At 35.8% G+C, this 16,131-nt stretch carries 17 protein-coding genes, 3 tRNA genes and 1 rRNA gene; 2 read left to right on the top strand and 19 right to left on the bottom strand.

The genetic code is table 11. The features are described from left to right. Position 1: 1 nt before the first annotated feature. From CS063_RS10295 to CS063_RS10225, 15 genes are all read right to left on the bottom strand, one after another. Complete coding sequence (locus CS063_RS10295; RefSeq protein ID WP_099449616.1) at positions 2-496, bottom strand: DUF4860 domain-containing protein; 495 nt, start codon at positions 494-496, stop codon at positions 2-4. Next, complete coding sequence (locus CS063_RS10290) at positions 493-813, bottom strand: hypothetical protein (protein WP_099449615.1); 321 nt, start codon at positions 811-813, stop codon at positions 493-495. The genes CS063_RS10295 and CS063_RS10290 overlap by 4 nt, the downstream gene beginning before the upstream one ends. An 11-nt stretch (positions 814-824) precedes the next feature. Then, a complete protein-coding gene (locus CS063_RS10285) occupies positions 825-1,841 on the bottom strand; it encodes a type II secretion system F family protein (RefSeq protein ID WP_180270751.1) in 1,017 nt (338 codons plus the stop codon). Between the two features lie 14 nt (positions 1,842-1,855). Further along, a complete protein-coding gene (locus CS063_RS10280; RefSeq protein WP_099449613.1) occupies positions 1,856-2,539 on the bottom strand; it encodes a class D sortase in 684 nt (227 codons plus the stop codon). A gap of 24 nt (positions 2,540-2,563) precedes the next feature. Beyond that, entirely contained in the window at positions 2,564-3,373 is an 810-nt protein-coding gene (locus tag CS063_RS10275; RefSeq protein WP_099449612.1) for a transglutaminase-like domain-containing protein, read from the bottom strand. Between the two features lie 25 nt (positions 3,374-3,398). Beyond that, on the bottom strand, positions 3,399-4,499 hold the full coding sequence (locus tag CS063_RS10270) for a DUF5305 family protein (protein WP_099449611.1): 1,101 nt from the start codon (positions 4,497-4,499) through the stop codon (positions 3,399-3,401). Between the two features lie 72 nt (positions 4,500-4,571). Next, the gene (locus CS063_RS10265) at positions 4,572-5,471 is read right to left on the bottom strand and encodes an LPXTG cell wall anchor domain-containing protein (RefSeq protein ID WP_099449610.1); all 900 of its coding nucleotides are present in this window, start codon (positions 5,469-5,471) and stop codon (positions 4,572-4,574) included. Positions 5,472-5,499: 28 nt separating this feature from the next. Beyond that, entirely contained in the window at positions 5,500-6,708 is a 1,209-nt protein-coding gene (locus CS063_RS10260; protein WP_099449609.1) for a signal peptidase I, read from the bottom strand. A gap of 12 nt (positions 6,709-6,720) precedes the next feature. Beyond that, entirely contained in the window at positions 6,721-7,404 is a 684-nt protein-coding gene (locus tag CS063_RS10255) for a hypothetical protein (RefSeq protein WP_099449608.1), read from the bottom strand. Positions 7,405-7,440: 36 nt separating this feature from the next. Then, entirely contained in the window at positions 7,441-8,079 is a 639-nt protein-coding gene (locus CS063_RS10250; protein ID WP_099449607.1) for a SipW-dependent-type signal peptide-containing protein, read from the bottom strand. 184 nt (positions 8,080-8,263) lie between these two features. After that, a complete protein-coding gene (locus tag CS063_RS10245; protein WP_099449606.1) occupies positions 8,264-9,076 on the bottom strand; it encodes a hypothetical protein in 813 nt (270 codons plus the stop codon). A 108-nt stretch (positions 9,077-9,184) separates the two neighbouring features. Beyond that, on the bottom strand, positions 9,185-9,823 hold the full coding sequence (locus CS063_RS10240) for a LuxR C-terminal-related transcriptional regulator (protein WP_099449605.1): 639 nt from the start codon (positions 9,821-9,823) through the stop codon (positions 9,185-9,187). Between the two features lie 20 nt (positions 9,824-9,843). Next, positions 9,844-11,316 (bottom strand): sensor histidine kinase, encoded by a 1,473-nt coding sequence (locus tag CS063_RS10235; protein WP_180270750.1) that lies wholly within the window; start codon positions 11,314-11,316, stop codon positions 9,844-9,846. Between the two features lie 542 nt (positions 11,317-11,858). Further along, positions 11,859-11,944, bottom strand: a tRNA-Ser gene (locus tag CS063_RS10230). A 13-nt stretch (positions 11,945-11,957) separates the two neighbouring features. Further along, positions 11,958-12,042 (bottom strand) — tRNA-Leu (locus CS063_RS10225). 149 nt (positions 12,043-12,191) lie between these two features. Here CS063_RS10225 and CS063_RS10220 point away from each other — a divergent pair. Next, positions 12,192-12,815: a hypothetical protein gene (locus CS063_RS10220; RefSeq protein ID WP_099449603.1), complete on the top strand. Its 624-nt coding sequence runs from the start codon at positions 12,192-12,194 to the stop codon at positions 12,813-12,815. Positions 12,816-12,853: 38 nt separating this feature from the next. Here CS063_RS10220 and CS063_RS10215 read toward each other — a convergent pair whose 3' ends face one another. Beyond that, on the bottom strand, positions 12,854-13,411 hold the full coding sequence (locus tag CS063_RS10215; RefSeq protein WP_308415481.1) for a hypothetical protein: 558 nt from the start codon (positions 13,409-13,411) through the stop codon (positions 12,854-12,856). Between the two features lie 214 nt (positions 13,412-13,625). Continuing rightward, positions 13,626-14,894 carry a uroporphyrinogen decarboxylase/cobalamine-independent methonine synthase family protein gene (locus CS063_RS10210; protein ID WP_099449602.1) on the bottom strand — a complete coding sequence of 423 codons (1,269 nt, stop codon included), beginning with the start codon at positions 14,892-14,894 and terminating at the stop codon, positions 13,626-13,628. A gap of 109 nt (positions 14,895-15,003) precedes the next feature. Here CS063_RS10210 and CS063_RS10205 point away from each other — a divergent pair, with 109 nt between their 5' ends. After that, a complete protein-coding gene (locus CS063_RS10205) occupies positions 15,004-15,843 on the top strand; it encodes an AraC family transcriptional regulator (protein WP_099449601.1) in 840 nt (279 codons plus the stop codon). An 84-nt stretch (positions 15,844-15,927) separates the two neighbouring features. Here CS063_RS10205 and CS063_RS10200 read toward each other — a convergent pair. Together CS063_RS10200 and rrf are read right to left on the bottom strand one after the other, a co-directional pair. Then, positions 15,928-15,998, bottom strand: a tRNA-Gly gene (locus CS063_RS10200). A gap of 4 nt (positions 15,999-16,002) precedes the next feature. After that, positions 16,003-16,120, bottom strand: a 5S ribosomal RNA gene (gene rrf / locus CS063_RS10195). Positions 16,121-16,131: the final 11 nt, after the last annotated feature.

Below are 16,131 nucleotides of genomic sequence, written 5' to 3'. Positions count from 1 at the left end.
CTTACTGCTTTGCCTTGCTCTTTAAGCATAATGACAGTTCCAATTCCTTGCTCTCTTTATCTTTTACAACAATATTTAGCATTTGATTTTCTAATTGTTGCATTTTTAAATCATGTATCTCCATAATACGCATCCCATCTGACAATTTAATAGTTGTTCCTTTCTCTATAAAGGCTTCATAAAGGGCTCCTTCATAATTATAAATCCATGTCTCATACCTTGTTCCCTCTAAATCTTCCGTTATGACTAAAACATTTTGTCCTTCTTTTTGCTCAAGCTCTATCTTTCCCACTTGATCATTTTGCCTAATCTTGGTTGCTATATAGAGAAGGGGTGTGCTTCTTTCAAAATGACTTTCCATATCCTGTACAATCTTCTTATAAACATCAGCCCCTACTTTCACTACTATAAAAGAAGTACTTACAAATAGAAGAAGGATTGTTAACATAAGTAACGTTTCAGAAGTGTATTCATTCCATCTATATTTTGCCTTCACTCTTTTTCCCCTCCCCCTCTTGTCAATACAGTAATATCTGGCATAATATTTGAGGCAAATATTTCATAGTGCACAATGTATCTGGAAGTATCAATCATAATGCCATAATTATCCTCTATATACCCTATATTTCTGGGGTACATCCCTTCTATGGCATAGCACTGTACGACTGCCCTTCGAATAGCGTGATTTAATGTGTCTAGCCCCTTATCTTCTACACTTGTTGTAGTAATTTGTATCCCTCTCCAAACAACACCTATCATGATAAGAAAAAATAATAGGGTTCCTATGCCTTGCCCTAAATGATACCGTTTCATACTACCCTCCTTTAACCTATAGATGCCATGATCCCCATTAACGGAAGCATAACAGATAATAAAACACTACCTATCACTACTGCTAAAATTCCCACTAAAATAGGTTCTATGAGAGAAACCACTTTTGCAAGAGCTTCCTGTACCTCCTCATCATACTGGTTCGCTACTTGTACCATTACTTCGTCCAAATTACCAGTACGCAAACCTATACTTAACTTCCTAAGCGTAAGACTCGAAAAAAAGTTACCTTCTCTCAATGCTTCTATAAACCCTTTTCCACTTTCCATAAGTAGAATACTCTCTTCACCTCTTGCTTGTACTTTTTTATTTTCAATAGCCATTAATGCTGTTTTTAATGCCTCCTCTGTATCCATCCCACTTGCTAACATTAAAGAAAGAGCAGAAGCAAAACGTGAAATAGCTATTTTTTCCGTTATCTTTAAGTGATTGATTAGATTTTTGATGAAAGTGGTTCCTTTTTGAGTCTTTAACAAAAGAATGACACTAATGAGAACAACCCCCATTATTCCTACTACCCCATAAATATACCGGCTAAGTAATTCACCAAACCTCATAAAATAGTGTGCAAGTCCAACCAAGCTTCCCCCTAATGTATTAAATACCTTCTCAAAAACAGGGAGTACCTTTATAGAAAGAAAGAGCATGACTACAAACATCATAAAACAAAGTAGCAAGGGATAAAAAACAGCTCCTCTAACACTTTGTCGCAGTTGATCTTCTCTGTCATAATAGTGTCCTAATGCGCCCATAACCTCTTCCATTCTCCCCGATAAACTTCCTATCTTGACCATATGAACCATATAGCTCGGAAAACTTCCCTCTTCTTCTAAAGCATCATGTAGCGTTCTTCCCTCTTCTAAATATTTTTCTATTCGTTTAAAATGGTTTGCTAATGTGTGCTCCTCTATATCTTCTGCAATCATCCCTACCCCCTCTGATAGAGTAATCCCTGCTTTTAAAATCATTTCTATTTGAGTACAAAAAATGGCTAATTCCTTTTCTCTCATTATTCCCACCTCCATTATCTTACTGTATGACCTGTCTCTTCACTCTCTGTTTTTTCTCCTATGACAATTAAACGGTGTGTTGCCTTATAAATAGGATGACAAGTAATCAAGGTAACTTTTCTCTCAGTAAGAGGTTGCTCCAGTGGCGATAAATCCTCTGGTATGACTACTTTTATCTCTGTTACCTTATAGGTATACGCCTTATCTCCTACTTCTAAAATGATTACATCTCCCTCTTTTACTTGACCTAATCTGTTGAATCTTGAACCGAAGGTATAGTTTCTATGACCTGCAATGGTGCAATTCCCTTTCTGCCCCGGCCAAGCTGTCCCTGTCATATGCCCTGCTCCTTTTGAAAGACTTTTTTCTGTTATCCCTTCTAATAGTAAAAGGTCAAGTTTAATAGCAGGTATTTTGATTTTGCCAATCACTTCACCTTCTTCCTTATGAATAAGAAGCAAGCCTTCTTCTTCTTTTTCAACAAGCCTCTCTTCAAAAGTATCTATCTCCCCTACCCCTTCAGCCCCTTCCTTCTGCTCTACTTCTACAGCTTGTTGCTCTTGCCTTTGTAATTGCTGTTCTTGTAAATATGCAATATAGAGGCTCTGCTCTTCATATTGAATCCAAAGAGTGCCTATAGTCGGAATAATCATGATGATGAGCCCTAATGCAATCAATCCTCTACCTATATATTTCATTTCTCCCTATACCCCATAGCATGATTAATATTCATTTACCTTTTGATAATCTTTCTCTGACTTTGTCATTTTTACATCTGGTTTTTTAGCAATCACCTGTAAATCATAAGTGGTATCAATAATCAACCACTTCTTCTTCTCCTGGTCATACACCTCATTCCATGCATGGTACCCCTCTGCATTAGGAGTGTAACCTTTTATGAGTTTAGCTGGAATCCCTTGACTACGTAACATGGCACCATAAAGTGAAGAAAAATCATAACAAATCCCTGTTTTATCTTTAAAAGTCTGGTCAATAACAGGTATATATGTAGATGGAAGCTTCGCTAATTTATAATAATCATACGTGTAACTTTGTACCATATGCTTATAAAGTATATTTGCTTTTTCTTGCAAATTTGTTGTAGTGTTAGTCATTTCTACTGCTTTTTTTATGGCATTAGAGTCTTCTGACCATTTCATATTCTGAATGGTATTTAGGTAAACACTATTTTCATTCTGTAACTTAACCTCTACTGTTTGTGAACTTACTATATAATAGGAAGTTCCTGCTGTATTTTCTAAAACTTTAATCGTATACGTTCCATTTCCCATTTGCAAAGGAAAATCTTCTACTTCTCCTGTGTTTTTTAAATCATATGTATATTTCTTGTTTCCCTTTTCAATGATGACCTTTACCTTTTTTGATGATGCTTCTTTATAGGCAATATGTACAACCCCTTTGTGACTATCTCGACTATCAATAGAGGGTTGACTCGCAGCATAACAGTTACAAGCAATCAGTAACCCCATAAAAAATATTATTTTTTGGTAACTTACTTGCCATAAACTCATTTTTCTCCTCCTATCCTAATGGTTGCTAACTTATTGACTCTTCTATTTGCTCTTTTACGTATTCTCCATCATTAAACGCTTCAAGTTTATAAATATAAGTAACCTTTTCTTGCTCTACATAAAAAGTGTCAAGTTCTAATAGCTTATTATAACGTTGGTAAAAAACTGGTTTTTCTATCTCATCTGCTATTTTTATGAGGTCTTCTAGAGAACTTACATAATATCCCTCACTAGTATCTATAGGTCTTAGAGTGTCTATAGCTACCATACGATTCCCATAATTATTAAGTAATCTCTTAAGTTGCCTAAAACGTAAATCTCTTGCACTCAAAGGTTCTGTAAGTAGGATAACTCCTCCTAAAAGAATTACTCCTAGTATCATCATAAATACCCCTAGTATAATGATTTGAATATTGATTGGAATAGGAACCGTATAAGTCTCCCACAAAGAATCCTTTACTTCTGCTCCTCCCTCTTTCTTAATGCTAAAATAAGCTGTATTAAGTGGAATGGTAATCGTTCCTTGTATCTCTCCCGGCACTATTCCCGCTTGTGTAGTAATGGTTTGCTTTCCTTCTAACTTAATCACTAACTCTACCGGTGTATTCACCTGGGAGGCTTCTATAATATCTCGTGCGAACTGATTATAATAAGCAAAATCTACTTGTATAGTAGGCTTTATATGGTGTTTATCGGTGTGCTCTTTAAAAGATTTAGAAGGAAGTATCTCAAAGGTTTTACTCCAGATAATTTGCTTTTTCTCCTCTTTCGTCGTATAACCCTGCACAGTCCCCGCAATCTGATACTGACCCTGTATATCTGCTACCTCACTTCCTTCAAAAACACTCTCTAGACCTATTTCAATCTTATCAACAAATTCTGCAAGGTAGGTTTCCTCCTCCCCCTGCTTTCCTTCTTCATAAAGTTTATTTGGCAATAAATAGACCTGGTAGTTAAACGCCGACTTCAATCTATAGTCATAAAGTGAACGTTGTTGTTCCTGAATATGCTCAGCCCTAACCTCTTTTACTATAACCCCTATACCTACTAGACTTAATACACCTAGCCCCCCTATAAGTATCATTCTTACCCACTTATGGAGTCTTATTCGTTCAAATCTCTTCATCCTGCTCCCCCTTATTTTTTGTCTTTTTAACGTGCCGAAAAGGGCTACCCGGTTGGAGCCCTTTTCACCTAATCATTCTTGTTTTTTTGACATCCTATAAATACTTATGCCACTACCTAGCATAACTATTCCTATTCCATAGATAAATAGTGTAGGTAAGCCGCCAGTCTGAGGTAATTTTGTTGGACCTACTGGCAGGTCCTCCTCTTCTATCTGAGCAGGGCCACCTGGTACAGCCTCTTCTTCTATAGTAACCGGTTCACCTGGTACAGCTTCCTCTTCTATCTGAGCGGGGCCACCTGGTATAGCCTCTTCTTCTATCTGGGTAGGTTCACTTGGCACCTTTTCAAGCTGTGTCGGATCTGTATTTGGAGAGTTATTGCTAGTTGTGTTACCTGTGCCTCCTTCTTCTATAGTAGGTAGGTATTGTTCATATATGAGGCTAATTTTAAAATTAACTCTTTTTCCTTGCAAACCTATTTCATCTGGTGACATTCCTATTGTTAAAGGTAATAATGCAGCCTCCCCTGACTTAAAGATATTATCTTTATAACGCAGTTCCATAGCTTGGGCGAGGTGACTTTCATAAGTTTCTAGACCTACAAACTCTTTATCCTCTTCATAGATGACAAGGCTATTATAAAGTTCTTTCTCTCCTTCTACATAAGCAATATCTATACCTTTAAATAATACATCCTTTGCACCAGTATTTCGGATGGTATTATTGACTGTAAACTTCCCACCTGGATATAAATTACCTACTGTTATCTTGGCCGTCCCATTTCCTATATCTTCAATAGTAGGTTCTGTAATATAGTCATCTTTTGCACCTGCACTACATTCTAATACCACCTTGTAGTCTGCTGTGCCATTTATTCCCTCTATATTGACTGTAGCTGCATAACCTACTTGTAATAAAATGGCTCCAATAATAAGTGTTAGGCCTACTATTTTCCCTTTCTTTCTTCTCACGATTATCACTCCCCATCCCTAGTAGTGTTCAGAATTCTACCTCTTCTAAGCTACTTAAATCCTGACTCTTTAATAGAATCGTTAAATACCCCACTTTAGGTACTATGCCTTTGAGGATACCTTTCAAATTCTCTGGTACAACAACCTGCCTATCTTCTACGGAATTATTATCCCCTTTCGTTCGAAAGACGAATCCATTTTGCTCTTCTACTACTTCTATAATCCTATGGGTAATCAATATATCCCCTCTTTTAAATTGGATAACATCTCCTACCTTTAAACGCTTCACATCTTCCATATCTTTTATCTTCTCTAAGAGGATGACATCTCCTGGATCTATCAGGGGTTGCATACTTCCTGTCGCTATGGCTGAAGGATAGATAGGGAATACTCCTGCTACAAACCATATAAAACTAATAGTGATTAAAGTAAAAGGTACCCACTCTATTAATTTCTCTTGCTTTTCCTTATACATTTTTATTTTTTTGGTAAGGCTTAGATACTGAGTATGGATATATACTAAACAAAGTAGGGGAATGAGCATCCCTATGACCCCTTTACCTAACCAATTGATATTAGGTAATATAGGTGAAAGCCACATGACAGCTTCAATCATCCCTAAATAAAGGATAGAGGCAAGTGGTCCTGCGTACATCACTAGATAAGTTGCTAATAGGTTATGACATAACTCTGGTATTAATTTTTCTGCCATAAAAATAGTCCATGTCTCTAAATCACTTAGTCCTTTTATTTCAGCTAAACGTATATTCGTAAAGGTCATAATAAGAACAACTACTCCAAAGAAAACCTTAGACTTTAGGCCTTTATGACTATTTATCACATAAGCGCGTATCATTTCTCTTCCTATTAGTACACTACCTACTGTCCAGATGTTGGTTATCATCCCTAGTGGGGTTAGGTTATAAGGACTTTTCCCAAAACCTTGAATAACCCCCCCTAGTATATTAGCTACTATATAAATAACACCACAGTTAAAGGCCCAGGTATACACTGTTGATTGATGAAGCAATTTACCACATGAACGTACTTTAGGTACCTTCCATGCCATTATCATTGCAATGAGGATATAAAAAAGTGGCTTTACTCCGTATACAAACAGTGTCCCTCCTATATACTTTGCTACAAAGGAGTTTTCCAGAGTATAAAAAAGGAGAATAATTAACACCAAACCATTCGCTATTTTTTTATATTGAGTATTAGTAAGTTCCCCTATCACACGCTTCTCCTTTTATTTTTCATCAATCACTTCTTGCGCATTGACTACTCCAGATACTTCCTTTACATTCTCAGCTTCTTCTACTTTAGGTTCTCTAAAAATACCTTGAAGTTTCTTTGTCATACTGTATCCCCAACCTGCTTCATCGTTTACATCATAGCCTTCTTGCTTTAAAAATACTTTTAACCTCACCATACATAGAGAAGTTGAATTTATTCCTTTGGCTTCTAGGGCAGTGGCTAATTGTTCCCTATCTATATTCAATTGTACTTGCAAATTAACTGCTCCTAGTTCATAATCTTGCACCTTACCTCGCGTCATATCTCTATTTTCAATAAGTAAACAATCTGCCTCATGGGCTGCATCTGAAAAATAACCACCTTCACCTATGGTATAAATTTCATACCCTGCATAGGTAAGGGGTATTTCAATACCTTCTTCTTCCTCTGCCTCTATCACCAGCTCCACTGTCTCCTGATCATAATTGCACGTTAATAAACTATCCCATTCCCTACTCCTTACCCTGCAATTGGACTTAAGTGATCCTGTCTCTGCAGGTGTAAACTTTGCTGTTTTAACCTCGGAATGGATGATATTAGCATCTGTCCAGTAAGCATAGCTTATTCCTAAAGTACTACTCACTAGTGTGACCAGCAAGGCGAGTACATATATTTTGCTAAATTTTCTAGCACACATTCTCCTCCCCCTTTCGCATTAATAAACCAGTAAATCCTACTGGTTATGTTGTTTATACATCAACTTAATATCAAAGCTTGCTTCTTTACCTTCACATTTATTTTTTCCATTTTTAGAAGTCAGCTTTGGACTAAGCATCACTTTCCCCTTTAAAAGAATACTTTGCCCTACTTCTATCCTAAAAGCTTCTTCCTCTTGTAATTTCTTATTGATTTGGGTTGTGAGTGTCATGAGTGGCATCTCACCTTCGATCTCCAACTGACGTATAAGTTCTCCCTTTTCATCTTGTAAAACAAATACCATTTCCGAACCATAAAGTGCCTCATAACTTTCTGTATCTGCATCAGTAGATGGTGTAATCATTATTTCTTCTAATACAGCTGGTATTGTCCCTTGATTAATAAATGTTGCCTCAAATTCATAACCACTTCCAGGTATAAGCTTTTTATCTAATCTATAACAAAAGCCACTGTATCCTTCTATGACTTCTGACGTGATACATTTTTCATTTTTATCTCTACTTTCCTTTTGTTTAGAAACCACTGCGACCATCTTTAACTTTCCCGTTTGCACTGTGGTATTAACCGTTAAGCTATCATTCCAGTAGGCATATCCTGTGCCAAAAAAGGCTACGCCTATCATTGCAATTCCTATTAAGAAGTTTTTCTTCTTCATTGCATCTCTCTCCTTGGATTACTATTCCATTCTCATTTTATATTCTTATTCCTTTCTCTCATTGATTATAAAGTATAATCTCTTCTACTACTAAAGTAGTATACAAATAGAAGAGGTGATTCTCACCTTAGAATCTCCCCTTCTATTTTGTTAGCTTTTATTTTAACGTCTATTTAGTCTCTTATTACTCTGCTTTTGCTGCAGTAGTTAAGGCATTGTGCTGAATCCAGTTTGTCTTTACTGTGATGGTTGAACCATTTTTTTCATAATCATCACCAGAAGCTGCATTACCTGCAAATGTAACCTTCATAGTAGTTGTAATAGTCTTACCAGGCTCCAATCTTGCATTACCATAAAACTCACTCATAACGCTTGCTAAGTTCACTAATTTTCCTGTTTTGGCAAGTTTTTGAGTTACACCATCTTTATCTATATAACTTCCTGTTAATTCTACATCTAAAATACCTAAGAAAGCTTTATCTGCATCTGTTAAACCTTCTGCAACTTCTACATAGTCAATAACTGCTGGAATGGTTCCATTGTTTTCAGCTGTAAATGTAGCTGTAGCAAAACTACCTGGATACATATTGGCAACACCAAATGATATTTCTTTTTCACTTGTTTGTGTACCTGTTGGATTGATTATAATATACCCCTCATTTTCTAAAACTTGATCACTTGCTGATGAATAGCATTCTGGGCCATGTTTATGTTCTGTCTTACCACATACAATTCTTCCCCACGCATCATAGCAATCAGTAAAACTAAAAGGAATTCCATAATGTTCATGTTCTTCTTTTCCGCATGTCAGTACACCACCCTTGCCTTGTTGCAATTCCCCTTTAGCAAGTGTAGGTGCTGCTGTATAAATGACATTCAATTTTCCTGTTTCTACTGTGGAATTAAGTGTTAGTTGATCTGTCCAGTACGCATAACCTGTGCCAAGTAATGCAATGGATACAACTAATACGCCTATCATTAATTTTGATTTTCTCATTCCTAAATCTCCCCTTTTTATTTTTAAACCCTTTACGGTTCTTCTTTATAATCTTATTATAGAGGGGATTTAATTTCCATACATTACCAATCACAAGTATTTATACTACTACTTTTTGACCAATTGGTCTTCTACCCTTCGCCACCTCTTTGCAGCAAAAAGTGCTACTTCTGTACGATGCGCTAGCTCTAGTTTACTCATTAAATTGCTAATATGCTTTTTAACCGTATTCTCTGTAATAAAAAGAGTCTCTGCAATCTGACCATTGGTTAAACCTTTGCCTAACTCCACGAGTACCTCATATTCTCTCTCTGTTAGCTTTTCTTTTAAAGGATCCTTATGCTGCTCTACTTGTATTTCAATTTGTGCATCATAGAATTTACGTCCTCTTATCACAGAACGAATACCATAGATAATATCTTCCATATCTGAGTCCTTCAAAATATAACCTTCTACTTCTAATGTCTTAGCTCTTAAAAAGTCCCCTACTCTTGAAGAAGATGTGAGTACAATAAACTGAGTGATTAACTTTTTCTCTTTAGCCTTTTCTATAAGTGTTAAGCCATTCTCCTTATTCCCTAAATTGATATCTACAATAGTCATATCTGGTTTATTTAGGATGAGAGATTTCATCCCTTTTTCTATGCTATCTGCCTCATCTATCTCATCAAATAGCTGTTCTATAGCTAAGCTAGCAATAAGTCCCTTCCTTACAATCTCATGGTCATCTACAATCAATAATTTCATCTTACCTCTCCCCTATTTACCTAGACTTTATTCGGTATACTTACTTTTAGCAAAGTTCCCTTTCCCTCTTCTGAATCAATCTCCATCTTTCCTGCTAAATCTCTCGACAGATGCTGCATATTTCTAAGCCCTAATCCCATTTGATGACTTTGTTCTACCTTTGTTTTATCAAATCCTCTACCATTGTCTTTTATACATAGCTGAATATGGGTTTCCTTTATAGCTAGATCGATCATTATAGAGGTAGCTTCTCCATGCCTTATCCCATTAGATATCCCCTCACAGATAATACGGTACAAAGACGTTTGCTCTTTGGCTGTAAGCCATTGAAGTTCCCCTGTCCATTGAAATTGAATAGGAATGTGATACAGTTTTTGCATTTCTTTTATGTATTCTTCAACACGTGTCTCAAAACTGCTTTTTCCCTCCTTATCCCAGCTTAATCCATAAATTGTCTGACGTAATTCTGTCATGGCTTTATGAAGTATCTCACGATTAGAATTAATTTCCTCTCCAATTAGCTCCTTATCTAGACTATAAGTTTTTTTTGCCAATGCAAAAAGGTTACATGTTACACCAAATAACTTTTGTAATACCTGATCATGGATCTCATTGGCAATACGATTTTGCTCCTCACTAATGAGTAATTCTTCATTGATAGCTTCAACTTCAAATTTTTTAAAGAGCATCCCACTTAGCTGAATAATACTATTCAGCTGCTCTACATCCTGTATCCCTTCTATAAGTAGCAAACCAAATTGCTTATAGGTATACCCTATTGGCACACAGGTAAAGTTTTGATCTTCGACCTCTAAAATCCATTTGTTATTTGGTTCATCTTGCCCTTGCCATACAGCAAAAGCTTTATTTATCAGTAAATCAGTCTTTATCTTGTCAACTTTATTCCCATAAAATTTATAGTGTTTTTCATCTTCTCCTATCTCGATAAAAAATACTTCGTTTACTTTAAACATTTTAGTAGTATAATCCAGGATAAGCTGAATAAGATCCTGCCTATTGTTTTGCGTACTAAAAAGATGAATAATCTCATAAATTTTACACATATAAGTCATCGTCTCTTCAACCTTCTTATTGGCACTACTCAGTTTCTCGTTGAGTATCAATAACTCATCTGTCTTATCCTCTATTTTTCTCACATGCTTCATAATAACTTGAAAAGCAAATGTAGCCATTATTAATCCTACTGTAATGTTCATATCCGCAAAAAAGGTATTTGTCTGCACAGGATGCAACAAACGATCATAAATAGTTGTCATTCCTAAAAGGCTTATATAAATAGCCAGATCTCCCCAACACATATAACTCTCAAGTCCAACTACTGCCATAATCACTGTATTTAACCCATACCAAATATAAGGACTTTGAAAATTACCAGATAGACTTAATAAAAAAATATTGCCTAGTGTTTCTGCAAATAAAGCAACTATAAGCCCTATCTTATTTATTCTTTCATTTAAGTAAATAAAATTCATTATTATCCCTGTAAGCACTAGCCCAACTACAACTAAAATTTTTGTTTGCCACGAGTGCTCATTCACTATAAACATATAAAAATATGAAGTTAAAAAAAGTGAGAGATACCTAAAACTCGTGAGTATTCCATTGATGTTAATGACTCTAAGATACTTTCTTTTTTCCATTTATTTTTACCTTCCGTTGTGAACTCGTTTTATATAGTTATTTTATTTGAGATATTAATAAATATTATTGTTTTAAATGAAATTTTTAATAATATACTTCTTCTTGAAGCAATCAAAAAACTACCAGCCCCCTTTATCTGAAGTCTAGTAGTTTTTATTAGAGTAACATTTTGTCAAGTACCTTTCAAGGTGTTATGAACAAGTGGTTTAAAATTTGCACAAGTGGTCATTATCACCCTCATCTTTATGCTCTTCTATTTAGTGGATTAGTGTAACAATATCGCCAGATCTTAGTTTTACTTTATTTTTATACAACAAAGGGCTATAGTCTAACTAATCTAAATGATTAATTTGACTATAGCCCTTTTCACAAACGGAGAGACTGGGATTCGAACCCAGGGAGGTGTTACCCTCGCCGGTTTTCAAGACCGGTGCCTTAAACCAACTCGACCATCTCTCCTTATTTAATTATATGCCCGAGACCGGAATCGAACCGGTACGAGGGGTTAGCTCGCAGGATTTTAAGTCCTGTGCGTCTGCCAGTTCCGCCACTCGGGCATGTGAACAAGCTTTAATTACTTGTTACCTAATGAATTATAATACCTTCTTTGACGTAAGTCAATACCTTTTTTCAAAAAAATATCTATAGCTACTTCAAGTTTTTGTCGATATAAATAGAAGAGATTATAAAATGTGAGGCTATACCAATGATTGTACCTAACTATCGATTAACTCAACTTATTAATTTTATCGGACAAAGAAAACTAAAGCAGGTAGGTTTATTAGCCTGTACTACTTGTGCGCATCTTTTAGAAAACACATTAGCATCAGTTACTCCTCAAATGACCCTTCCTCAGATTCCTCTTTTAGATAGGAATTATTTTATACCTTTTACTGCTATCAATCCTGATGAGGCCTATGAAAAGGAAGCTGCATATGAACAAGATCCTTCCTATAATCTTGCTGTGCTCTCTACTACTAATCTTTCTTCTTATGCACTTGTTTACCATGCTCTAACTTTACCCTCTGGTGAAGTCCTTGGCTCTAACTTAGAAGAAAATGTTTCTGACCTTCCCATTCCTCTTGGTCCTCAAAACCATTATGCCCTCCAGACTACTGGACCTTTATTCCATTACTCTGACCCACTAGGTATTGGTTTTTCTTATTTCTATCCTCAAGTAAATCGCCAGCCAGAAGCCCTTATCTGTACAGAGTGTGGGCGTATTTATCTCCCTCATCCTGAATCACACACCCTTACACCACTTCCAGCCTTTTTATCCTATGCACAGCAGGAAACTCTTAAGGGATTTGTGGTAGATGTTTACCTTTAAACTAAACGCAGCATCCACCTTTCCCTTGAAAATCTAACCTAACATGCTTTATTACTACGCTTCATCCCTACATTAGAAACCTTTGCAACAACCTTCCAAACTGCTATAGAAAGTGTATAATCTATCATACTATGCACAACTGTTCCTAGCCCTACTAAACCAAAAAGAACATACCATGTATTTGAACTAGCTGTCCCTGACATATAAAATGGAAGAACAATAAGTACTTCACTAACTGCATGAATAACAGCTAATATCATCCCAAAGACTGTCATGTTTACAGGTTTACTCATCGTCTCAGGGCGCTTAGCTAGATAAAGAGCTCCACCTACTGCAAATAATACATGACTTAATGCACGAAGTACAACTTGAGGTGGAAATCCTGCTAAAAAGAATCCTGCTGTAGTTCCTAATGCTACAAATAGAGCTGTCATTGGTGATATAAATAATGCAATAAATATAGCTACATGACTAGCGAGTGTAAAAGAAGCTGGCTCAATAATGACCTTTATCGGTGAAATCATAGGAATCATAATCCCTATTGCACATAACATTGCTGCAACTACCATGGTACGAATATCTACTTTTGTTTTCACTTTTAAATCCCCCTCAAAATATGTGTAAAATTATGTGTAAAGACACTTGTGGTTACAGTATACTCTTTTTTATTAAAAAGTCAATCCTTCTTTTTTAGAAGTAACCCACTACTTTTCCACCTATAAATCTAAAGACAAGCTAACTAGGTTTTTAGCTCTTAAAACAAAAAAGCTAAAATCCTTTATTTGAATCTAAAGGATCCTAGCTTTTGTTTTAAGACTGCCAATGGGTTTCAATAAGCTCACGTATAATCTCTACATATCTTCTTACTTTAGGAATATTGCCCTCTAATGTATAGACATCTCTTTGCGTAATTTCTAGCTTACATCCTCTAGCTAATTGAAGCGTCTTTGTAATATGTTCTCTAACCGCTTCTTCATCTAACTCTTTTCCTACCCCTAAGAAGTTCGGGCTAGGTTTGCGATGATAAATCACCTTACTTCCTCTTAATTGTTCTGCCATAAAGGCTTCATCACACCAAGGAGAGATAGATACCTTACTTAGCCTTGGAAGTTTACTAATACATTGTTCCCAAATAGCATGTACAGGTTCACAACATCCGTAAGAAAGTCTACCATATAAGTTTGCAACTTTTTTATAATAAGGAAAGATAAACTCATTAAACATAGCAGGTGATATGCCCACTGTTTCTTGTGAATCCATAAATCCCCATACATCAAAAGTAGTCACTTTCTTACCTTCTAATGCCTGCGCATTAGGAAGCTGCTTGGTATAGCATAATGAGCCTTGCCCTAATATTTGATTACCCGTTGTTGGAAGAATACATCCTTCCTCCTCTAAATATTTAAAATAGCTTATATAATCATCAGCAATACGATTCATAAACACTTTAAACTCATCTGGATAATCATACATACTAAAGAGCATATTTTCCATCCCCATCATATGTACAACCTCTTGTGTAGGTACGGCATAAAGACAGTCAAAGACTATTTTAACAGGTAAAATATCCCCTATTATTTCTTCTACTTCTGCCTTATAAGCGTAAGTTGCTTCCTTATCTACTCCAAAATCTGTAGCTCCTAAAGTAGGTAATGCATCTCCTAAATCTGAAATATGGTAATTAAAGTGATGACCTATACTTCTTCCTTTTGCATCTTTTGTTTCTACTTTAGTTGTCTCAAACCCGAATAATTTAAACCACGATTTCCACCTTATAGGGTAGTGATCACGCACAATCTGATCATCTCCTACAACTTCATGATTGAGCATATTGTGAAGTAACTGTCTTTCTATTACTCTTGCTTTTTCACTTTCACACTGAAGCCTATCTTTTATAATTTCTTCTTCAAAAGTGTCTACTTCTATATGAATCATAGGTTTTTGACCTTGTAAATCATTATGTAGCTGCCACTCTACCTCTCTTTGTTTCATCAGAGGAAGCTGTGAATATTCATACTGCTTTTTAGCTAGTTCCCTAAGTATTGCTCTATCCCTTTGACTCATTGCATAATTGCTCATATAACCCCTCCATATTGATAATAATAGTATTGTAGCATTATAAAATATATTGTAAAATAAGTATAGTTGCCTAGTATCTACACAATATTGCCCTTTGGAGGAACTTCCTATGTCACGTGATTTATCTTATATTATCCCTGATAAAATATGTCTCTCTTTTGAGAAACATCCTATTTTACATCATCTTTTTATCACCTGTTGTGGCTATTATAATCATTCTGAGGGGCACTTTATCAAACGTGAAGGTATTGCCGAGTACATCCTTATTTACTGCACAGATGGGCAAGGCTATCTTCGTTTAGAAAATAAACATTTCTCTATAAAAAAAGGAGATGTCCTCCTCATACCTAGTTATACAGCCCATGAGTATGGTGCTCTAGAAGAAAACCCTTGGTCCATCTACTGGCTCCATTTTAAAGGTACACATGCCCCTTTATTATTTCAAGAAAGTCTCCTATGTGTAGGTGAACAACCTAGGCTTATTCACTATTTTAATCAGCTCTACCCTTTATTTAAAATAGACTATCTTGAAACAAATATGCTTAAGGCTTCTTCCTATTTACAACTGTTACTATGTGAACTTAAAGAATTAAGCTTAAACTATACCAAATCAAAAAAAGGCTTTCAAGACATTGAAAGCACTATTGAATGGATGCGAAATCATCTTGATGTTCGCTGTCCTGTTAACACCCTTGCATCCTCTATTAATCTTTCTAAATATTACTTTATAAGAAAATTTAAATCCTATACTTCTTATACACCTATTGAATATTTTAACCGTCTTAAAATACAACGAGCTTGTGATTTACTTATTGAAACCAACCAGCTTATAAGTGACATTAGTGATCAGCTTGGTTTTAGCAATCCCTTTTATTTCTCCGAACGCTTCAAAGAAGTGACTGGTTATTCTCCTAATCAATTTAAAAAGATTATGCGTACTAAACGTTAATTCATTGTTAATAAAAATAGGGTTGTTCCAGAGCTAATCACTTAATTAACTCTGGACAACCCTATTTTATCCCCATTTATTACAAGCGGGTGATGGGAATCGAACCCACGTGGCCAGCTTGGAAGGCTGGAGTTCTACCATTGAACTACACCCGCAAAAATTTGGCAACCACCTACTCTCCCAGTTCGTCTCCAAACAAGTACCATCGGCCGCTTAAGTCTTAACCATCGTGTTCGGTATGGAAACGGGTGTTTCCCCTAAGCGCATCATCACCAAAAAATGTAATCT

Source organism: Sporanaerobium hydrogeniformans (genome assembly GCF_002735925.1).
Lineage (GTDB): Bacteria > Bacillota > Clostridia > Lachnospirales > Cellulosilyticaceae > Sporanaerobium > Sporanaerobium hydrogeniformans.
This window is presented reverse-complemented; position numbering and strand designations above follow the sequence as displayed.

What these genes read in the sequence shown, in the direction of transcription:
- CS063_RS10290 (WP_099449615.1), bottom strand. Translation starts at nt 813, where the DNA reads ATGAAACGGTATCATTTAGGGCAAGGCATAGGAACCCTATTATTTTTT.
- CS063_RS10285 (WP_180270751.1), bottom strand. Translation starts at nt 1,841, where the DNA reads ATGAGAGAAAAGGAATTAGCCATTTTTTGTACTCAAATAGAAATGATT.
- CS063_RS10280 (WP_099449613.1), bottom strand. Translation starts at nt 2,539, where the DNA reads ATGAAATATATAGGTAGAGGATTGATTGCATTAGGGCTCATCATCATG.
- CS063_RS10275 (WP_099449612.1), bottom strand. Translation starts at nt 3,373, where the DNA reads ATGAGTTTATGGCAAGTAAGTTACCAAAAAATAATATTTTTTATGGGG.
- CS063_RS10270 (WP_099449611.1), bottom strand. Translation starts at nt 4,499, where the DNA reads ATGAAGAGATTTGAACGAATAAGACTCCATAAGTGGGTAAGAATGATA.
- CS063_RS10255 (WP_099449608.1), bottom strand. Translation starts at nt 7,404, where the DNA reads ATGTGTGCTAGAAAATTTAGCAAAATATATGTACTCGCCTTGCTGGTC.
- CS063_RS10250 (WP_099449607.1), bottom strand. Translation starts at nt 8,079, where the DNA reads ATGAAGAAGAAAAACTTCTTAATAGGAATTGCAATGATAGGCGTAGCC.
- CS063_RS10245 (WP_099449606.1), bottom strand. Translation starts at nt 9,076, where the DNA reads ATGAGAAAATCAAAATTAATGATAGGCGTATTAGTTGTATCCATTGCA.
- CS063_RS10240 (WP_099449605.1), bottom strand. Translation starts at nt 9,823, where the DNA reads ATGAAATTATTGATTGTAGATGACCATGAGATTGTAAGGAAGGGACTT.
- CS063_RS10235 (WP_180270750.1), bottom strand. Translation starts at nt 11,316, where the DNA reads ATGAATTTTATTTACTTAAATGAAAGAATAAATAAGATAGGGCTTATA.
- CS063_RS10220 (WP_099449603.1), top strand. Translation starts at nt 12,192, where the DNA reads ATGATTGTACCTAACTATCGATTAACTCAACTTATTAATTTTATCGGA.
- CS063_RS10210 (WP_099449602.1), bottom strand. Translation starts at nt 14,894, where the DNA reads ATGAGCAATTATGCAATGAGTCAAAGGGATAGAGCAATACTTAGGGAA.
- CS063_RS10205 (WP_099449601.1), top strand. Translation starts at nt 15,004, where the DNA reads ATGTCACGTGATTTATCTTATATTATCCCTGATAAAATATGTCTCTCT.